Genomic DNA, 6,930 nt, shown 5'->3' with positions numbered 1-6,930 from the left:
GTTGTCTGGGTCTTGTTCATGCAATTCGAGGATCAGGGCCTGCACTTCATCTGTGCTTGTGCGGATGGTGTTGCGAATCGTCTCAACGTTCATGGCATCATCAACTCAAGCTTCGTCGGGGAACGGCGGACATAACCGAGTGACGGCGGATGACAAACCACTTCAGAAACCCCGACTCCGTCACTTCGGTTCATGTCATGGTTCGCGTGGTACACACGACCACAGTCGGCATCACACCGCTGCTGACAAGTCTACCCGATTCGAATCGCGAAAGGGAACGAGCATAGATATCTCGGCCGGCGGTTAGGGCCTTTGATCCGCTGTCCCGGAGCAAAGATCAAACCGTGACATCAAAAGCGATAAACAGGATACTGACGGCTCACGAAATCAAATGGGCCCAGTTCGCGAGCAACAATCAAACCGCAGGCTCAGTTGCAACGATCAGCTATCAGTTGCCAGGTGAGATCAGATGGGCCGAATTCAGACGCGACAATCAAACCGCAAATTCAGTTGCGTCGATCAGCTAACATATGTCACGTTAAATCAGATGGGCCGGATCAAAATGCCTTGAATCGCGATAGACGATGACCAACTGAGAGAGATGAGTCATCCAGCGGACCATCTACCCGCGCGAACGGTAGAAATCACGCGGGACGGGTGAAAGACTTGCAAGCAGACAGAAAACCGCGACTCCCGTCCTCGCGTGCATTTCATTGTTCTGCCATCTCTTCGTGTTCCACAACGTCTCCGCCAGGAACGGACGAGTCAGCAAAAGGCGTCCAGTCTTCACCTCTTGTGAATGCGGCTACAAGCCTCGATACGGCAGCATCGGATTTTGGGTGAGCGTGTTGCGCCCGTCGCTCGTGAGCCGTCGTCCAATCAGCATAAATGCGAACGTCGTGCGATTTCAAGTCATGTTGAATTTGAAGATGCGGCTCATTTGCGTCTGATCCAAGACGTTTGACCTGTATGGCAGATCGTGTGTCACCAGAGGTCCAGTCGATCGAGGAAACCACGGCATTCACTTCGTCAGCAGTCGCAGAGTCCTGAGATCCAGCATCGCTGTAAGTCTTCGTCGCTCGGTCAAACGTCGTTGTTGCGATTGAGAATCTCTCGAACTCGTCCACGCTGCATCCGGCAAACAGAAGCATCAAGCTGCAGAGGGCTGTCTTCATTTCCAATTTGGCAGAACGGCGGACATAACCGAGTGACGGCGGACGACTAACCACTTCAAAAACCCCGACTCCGTCACTTCGGTTCATGTCATGGTTCGCGTGGTACACACGACCACAGTCGGCACTACATCGCTGGTGACAAGTCTACCCGATCGGAATGGCAAAAGGGGAACAAGCATTGATATTTCAGCCGGCGGGTAGGGCGTTTGACCAGCAATCTCCAAGCAGGGACCAAACCGTGACATCAGAAGCGATCAACAAGAAACTGACGCATCGTGAAATCTGATGGGTCGAGTTCGCAAACGACAATCAAACCGTGAATTCAATTGCGATCAATAGGAAATTGATGCCTCGCAAAATCCATTGGGCCGAGTTCAGACGCAACTATCAAACCGCAACTTCAATTGCATCGATCAGCTAACAGTTGATAGGTGAAATCAAATGGGCCAAATCCAATCGCTTGGAAGTGCAAAGGGCGATGACCAACTGAGAGCGAGATGAGTCAGTCAGCGGTTCATCTACCCGCGCGAACGGTCATGGTCACCGAGTCGGCGCGATTGAGGTGAAACTAAAACCCAAAAGTCGTCGACTCGCCGACTTCGGTGCACCAACTGGTTCGCGTGGTACCCACGACCACGGTCTGCAGTACATCGCTGAAGACAAGTCTACTCGATTCGAATCGCCAAGGGGAAACAGCATGAATTTTGCGGCCGGCACTCAAGGCGTTGGAGCAGCAGTCTCGGAGCAAAGATCAAACCGTGACATCAAGTGCGATTAATAGGAAACTGCGGTTCCTTGAGATCCGTTGGGCCGGTTCCAGGCACGACTATCAAACCGCAATTTCAATTGCAGCGATCAGCTTACAGTTGCGACGCTGAATCAGATGGGCCGGATTCAGCAGCATTGATGAAAGGCGTTGGTTATCAGTCACAACCATCCGCGCGAACGGTAGCCGTCACCGAGGTCGGGCGGTGGACTCACCACTTCAATAAAACACGACTCCCGACCTTCGCGTGCACGGCATGGTTCGCGAGGTACCCACGACCACAGTCGGCACCACATCGCTGCTGACAAGTCTACCCGATCGGAATGGCCAGGGGGAACGAGCATTGATATTTCGGCTGGCGCATAGGTCGTTTGAACTGCTATCTCGGCGCAGAAATCAACCGTGACATCAAATGCGATTGATTGGAAACCGATAACTCAAGAAATCAATTGGGCCAAATTCACGAGCAACTATCAAACGACAAACTCAGTTGCGGCGATCGGTTAATGGTTGCCAGGTGAGATCGGATGGGCCAGATTCATACGCTTCAAATTGCAGAGGGCGATGACCAAGCTGGAGACTGATGTTATATCAGACGGTTCACCTACCCACGCGAACGGTGGACATAACCGAGTGACGGCGGACGACTAACCACTTCTAAAATCCCGACTCCGTCACTTCGGTTCATGTCATGGTTCGCGAGGTACCCACGACCACAGTCGGCACCACATCGCTGGTGACAAGTCTACCCGATTGGAATCGCGAAGGGTAACGAGCATAGATTTTTCGGCTGGCGCACAGGGCGTCTGACCAGCTATATCGGAGCAGAAATCAAACCGTGGCCTCAAATGCGATAGACAGGAAACTGCTGTCCCTTTAGATCAGATGGGCCGTGATCCCCAACGATAATCAAACGGTGAGTTCAGTTGCGATCAATAGGAAACTGACGTCTCGCAAAATCCATTGGGCCGCGATCACGCGGCAACTATCAAACCGTTAATTCGGTTGCGGCGATCAGCTAGCACTTGTCACGTGAAATCAGATGGGCCGAAATCAGACGCCTGGAACTAAGAAGGGCGATGACCATGTTGTTTAGAGATGAGTCATCAAACAGTCCATCTACCCGCGCGAACGGTGGACATAACCGAGTGACGGCGGACGACTAACCACTTCAAAAACCCCGACTCCGTCACTTCGGTTCATGTCATGGTTCGCGAGGTACACACGACCACGGCCAGCAGTACATCGCTGTCGACAAGTCTACCCGATCGGAATCGTGAATGGGCACGAACATAGATTTTTCGGCTGGCGCATAGGGCGTCTGATCAGCCATCTCGGAGCAGAAAACAAACCGTGGCATCAAATGCGACCAACAGAAAATTGTTGTCCCTTTGGATTAGATGGACCGTGATCCGCAACGATAATCAAACGGCGAATTCAATTGCGATCAATAGGAAACTGAAGTCTCGCGTAATCCATTGGGCCGCGATCACGAGCAACTATCAAACCACAAACTCAGTTGCGGCGATCGGCTAATGGTTGTCAGGTGAGATCAGATGGGCAAGATCCGTCAGCATCGAAGACAGGCGATGGTTATCGCAGGCACAACCATCCGCGCGAACGGCGGACATAACCGAGTGACGGCGGATGACTAACCACTTCGAAAACCCCGACTCCGTCACTTCGGTTCATGTCATGGTTCGCGTGGTACACACGACCACGGCCAGCAGTACATCGCTGTCAACAAGTCTACCCGATTTGAATCGCCAAGGGGAACGAGCATAGATATATCGGCCGGCGGTTAGGACCTTTGATCCGCTATCTCGGAGCCAAAATCAAACCGTAACATCAAATGCGATAAATAGGAGATTGCTGTCCCATGAATTCCGATGGGCCTTGTTCAAGCAACACAATCCAACAGTGAATTCAGTTGCGATCGATAGGAAACTGTCGTCTCGTGAGATCTCGTGTGCCGCGTTCAAGCACATCTGTCAAACCGTTAATTCAATTGCGGCGATCAGCTCGCGGTTGTCACGTAAAATCAGATGGGCCGAATCAAAACGCCATGTATAGCAAAGGGCGATGATCAACTGAGAAGGAGCTGAGTTATCCGGCGGCTTATCTACCCGCGCGAACGCTACGCGTCACCGGGTACGCGCGAAAAACTAACCACTTCAAAAACGTCGACTCGCGTACTCCGGTGCACGCGATGGTTCGTCCGCCCAGCAACTCAGCGGCGCGGTGGCAAAAAAGGGTTCTCGCTATAATCTACCGGCCCACAGAGTTGACCGCCATTAGAGTCATCAGCATCATTCTCGATTTGGCGTTGGACTAGTCGTTCCAAAACACACTTACGCTTTCGACTGCAAATTAGCAATAGTATCCACAGCATTCCGGGACCAATCAGAAGAAGCAAGGGAGAAATGATGTATCCGTGGTCTCGCATCAGTGATGTAACGGTAGCACCAGTCGCGCAACCCACAAATGGAATGGTGCAAAGCGAAAAACCAAGCAAGCTTTGATCAAAGAAGCTTGCAATACAATTGACGTCTTGGGGTGGAAGGTCTCGGTTAATCTCCCCCAGAAGTTGTTCGATATCTTTAGTCGAACGACGGGACATGAATCCAATGATCCAGTTTCCAACCCCCGCCACCAAGGCGATACAGAATATCGCTACAACATCTGCGGGCGAAGTTTGTGGTGCCATCACATTACTTAGCTGTAGGACGAACGGCGGACATCACGGGGGACGGACGAAAGACTTTCCACTTCAAAAACCGCGCAAGCCGTCCTCCCGTGCATGTCATGGTTCGTCCATTTCTTCGGTTACGGCTCGAGCAGCAATCCACGCTCAATAAGGAGTTCGCGTGAAAGTTCCTCGCCACCGCTAATCGTAACCATAGCTTTCAACGTATCTTCATCGATCGATGGATTCAATCGATAAATAGCCCAGTCGCAAAAAAGCACAACTGGACCTCTTGGATGCCGACTTGAAATTGAGTTCGGGCCGTCGTTAACAGTAAAAGACATAGTCGCAACGTTTAGATCACTAGGGGAGAGCCAGTGGGTCGTCGTATCGGTCGTTTCGACAACTGCTATGGTTGATTCCGGATCGTCTAGTAGCTCGGAATTTTTTCGCCAACCGCTGGGTTTTCCGAATGCGTTGTCACCAACGAGCATTAGATACGACGCGAAATGTGCATTATCGGAATACGGGCAAGGATACGGGTAGGGAATTCCCAGAACCTCCATTGGCACGTCGGCATTCTCGTCAACGATCTTCTTGCTCTGAAACGGGCGCGTGTCAATTGTGATGTTGTTGGGTGAATTCCATCGCTCGTCGAATCGATACTCTGAGTACATCGGGGATGCCATCACGAACGGAAGGCATCGAATACGCCAACTGTGCCCGCCGAAATCTGGTGACGGGTAACGCTTGAATGCAGCGTGGTAGTTCTTGATCGCAAGACCAACAGAACGCATGTTGTTGGTGCAATTCATTTCCGCTCTGCGTGTTGACGCGTGGTTGAAAAGCGACAACAACAGAACTGCACAAGCCGTGATGCCGAACACGATTGCAATATGTTTGAGCTTGGATTTCAGAAAAGACGCTCCGCGTTGGACGAACGATAACGATCACGTGGTCGCCGGGAACGACTCACCACTTCAAAAACCTCATCTCGGCGACTCACGTGCATCGCCTGGTTCGCCGCTACCTTGGTCAACATCAGGCAATGGTCCATTGTATCCGAGCGAGCGAATCGCCGACACAACGGTATCGGGTGAAACTCGCATGTGCTTAGGAACTAGTTTTGCGATAAGCGAGTCAACGTCACGCTGCCATTTGAGGATTGCCTTTGCATCACAGAAACGCTGTGCCCGAATTGCGGATTCTTTTTCTAGCTGCAAATCAATGTGCCTGTTTCGTAGGCGTTGGAGCGGACCCATCAGTTCAGTTGGAACAGCGGCGGAAATAATGGCCTCGTCAAGCGATTGATCATTTGAACTGAAAAGGACATCAAACAATCCGGTTTTCAGATCCGAGCAACACGGCAAAAGGCCATCAACGTAAACGTAAGTCGATTCGGGGATATGAAACGGCAACCGAGAGCAGCTACGAACACGCTCGAGCGAACGATGAAGATTCTTGGTTGCGTATGTCGAGGTGTCGGGCATGCAACATCAGTCGGCGAACGGCGGACATAACCGAGTGACGGCGGACGACTCACCACTTCAAATACCGCGACTCCGTCACTTCGGTTCATGTCATGGTTCGCGTGGTACACACGACCACAGTCTGCATCACATCGCTGCTGACAAGTCTACCCGATCGGAATGGCCAAGGGGAACGAGTATTAATATTGCGGCCGCCGGTATGGGCGTTTGATCAGCTATCGCGGAGCAGAAATCAGACTATGACATCGAATGCGATAGACAGGAAACTGCTGTCTGCTGAAATCCGGCGGGCGTTGTTTGACGCCACGAAATCAGTTGCGATTGATTGGAACCTATTGTCTCTTAAATTCGACTGGGCCGTATCTAAGCGAGACAATGCAACCGTGAATTCACTTGCGATCCAAAGGAAACTGAGGTCTCGCAAAATCCATTGGGCCGCGATCAAGAGCAACTATCAAACCACAAACTCAGTTGCGGCGATCGGTTAATGGTTGTCAGGTGAGATCAGATGGGCCAGATCCGTCAGCATCGAAGACAGGCGGTGGTTATCGCAGGCACAACCATCCGCGCGAACGGTAGACATAACCGAGTGACGGCAGATGACTAACCACTTCAAAAACCCCGACTCCGTCACTTCGGTTCATGTCATGGTTCGCGTGGTACACACGACCACGGTCTGCACCACATCGCTGCTGACCAGTCTACCCGATTCAAATCGCCAAGGGGAACGAGCATAGATTTTTCGGCTGGCGCATAGGGCGTCTGACCAGCTATATCGGAGCAGAAATAAAACCGTGGCATCAAATGCGATAG

3 protein-coding genes are annotated in these 6,930 nt (G+C 51.7%); all 3 read right to left on the bottom strand.

From position 1 onward, the window contains the following. Window positions 1-710: 710 nt before the first annotated feature. The 3 genes from LOC67_RS27115 to LOC67_RS27110 all read right to left on the bottom strand — a co-directional run bounded on the left by LOC67_RS27115 (window position 711) and on the right by LOC67_RS27110 (window position 6,117). Complete coding sequence (locus LOC67_RS27115) at window positions 711-1,262, bottom strand: hypothetical protein (protein ID WP_230265992.1); 552 nt, start codon at window positions 1,260-1,262, stop codon at window positions 711-713. A 3,505-nt stretch (window positions 1,263-4,767) separates the two neighbouring features. Then, window positions 4,768-5,442, bottom strand: coding sequence for a DUF1559 domain-containing protein (locus tag LOC67_RS27830; RefSeq protein WP_410001184.1), 675 nt, complete (start codon window positions 5,440-5,442; stop codon window positions 4,768-4,770). 174 nt (window positions 5,443-5,616) lie between these two features. Next, window positions 5,617-6,117: a hypothetical protein gene (locus LOC67_RS27110; protein WP_230265991.1), complete on the bottom strand. Its 501-nt coding sequence runs from the start codon at window positions 6,115-6,117 to the stop codon at window positions 5,617-5,619. Window positions 6,118-6,930: the final 813 nt, after the last annotated feature.

The organism is Stieleria sp. JC731 (assembly GCF_020966635.1).
Lineage (GTDB): Bacteria > Planctomycetota > Planctomycetia > Pirellulales > Pirellulaceae > Stieleria.
This window is presented reverse-complemented; position numbering and strand designations above follow the sequence as displayed.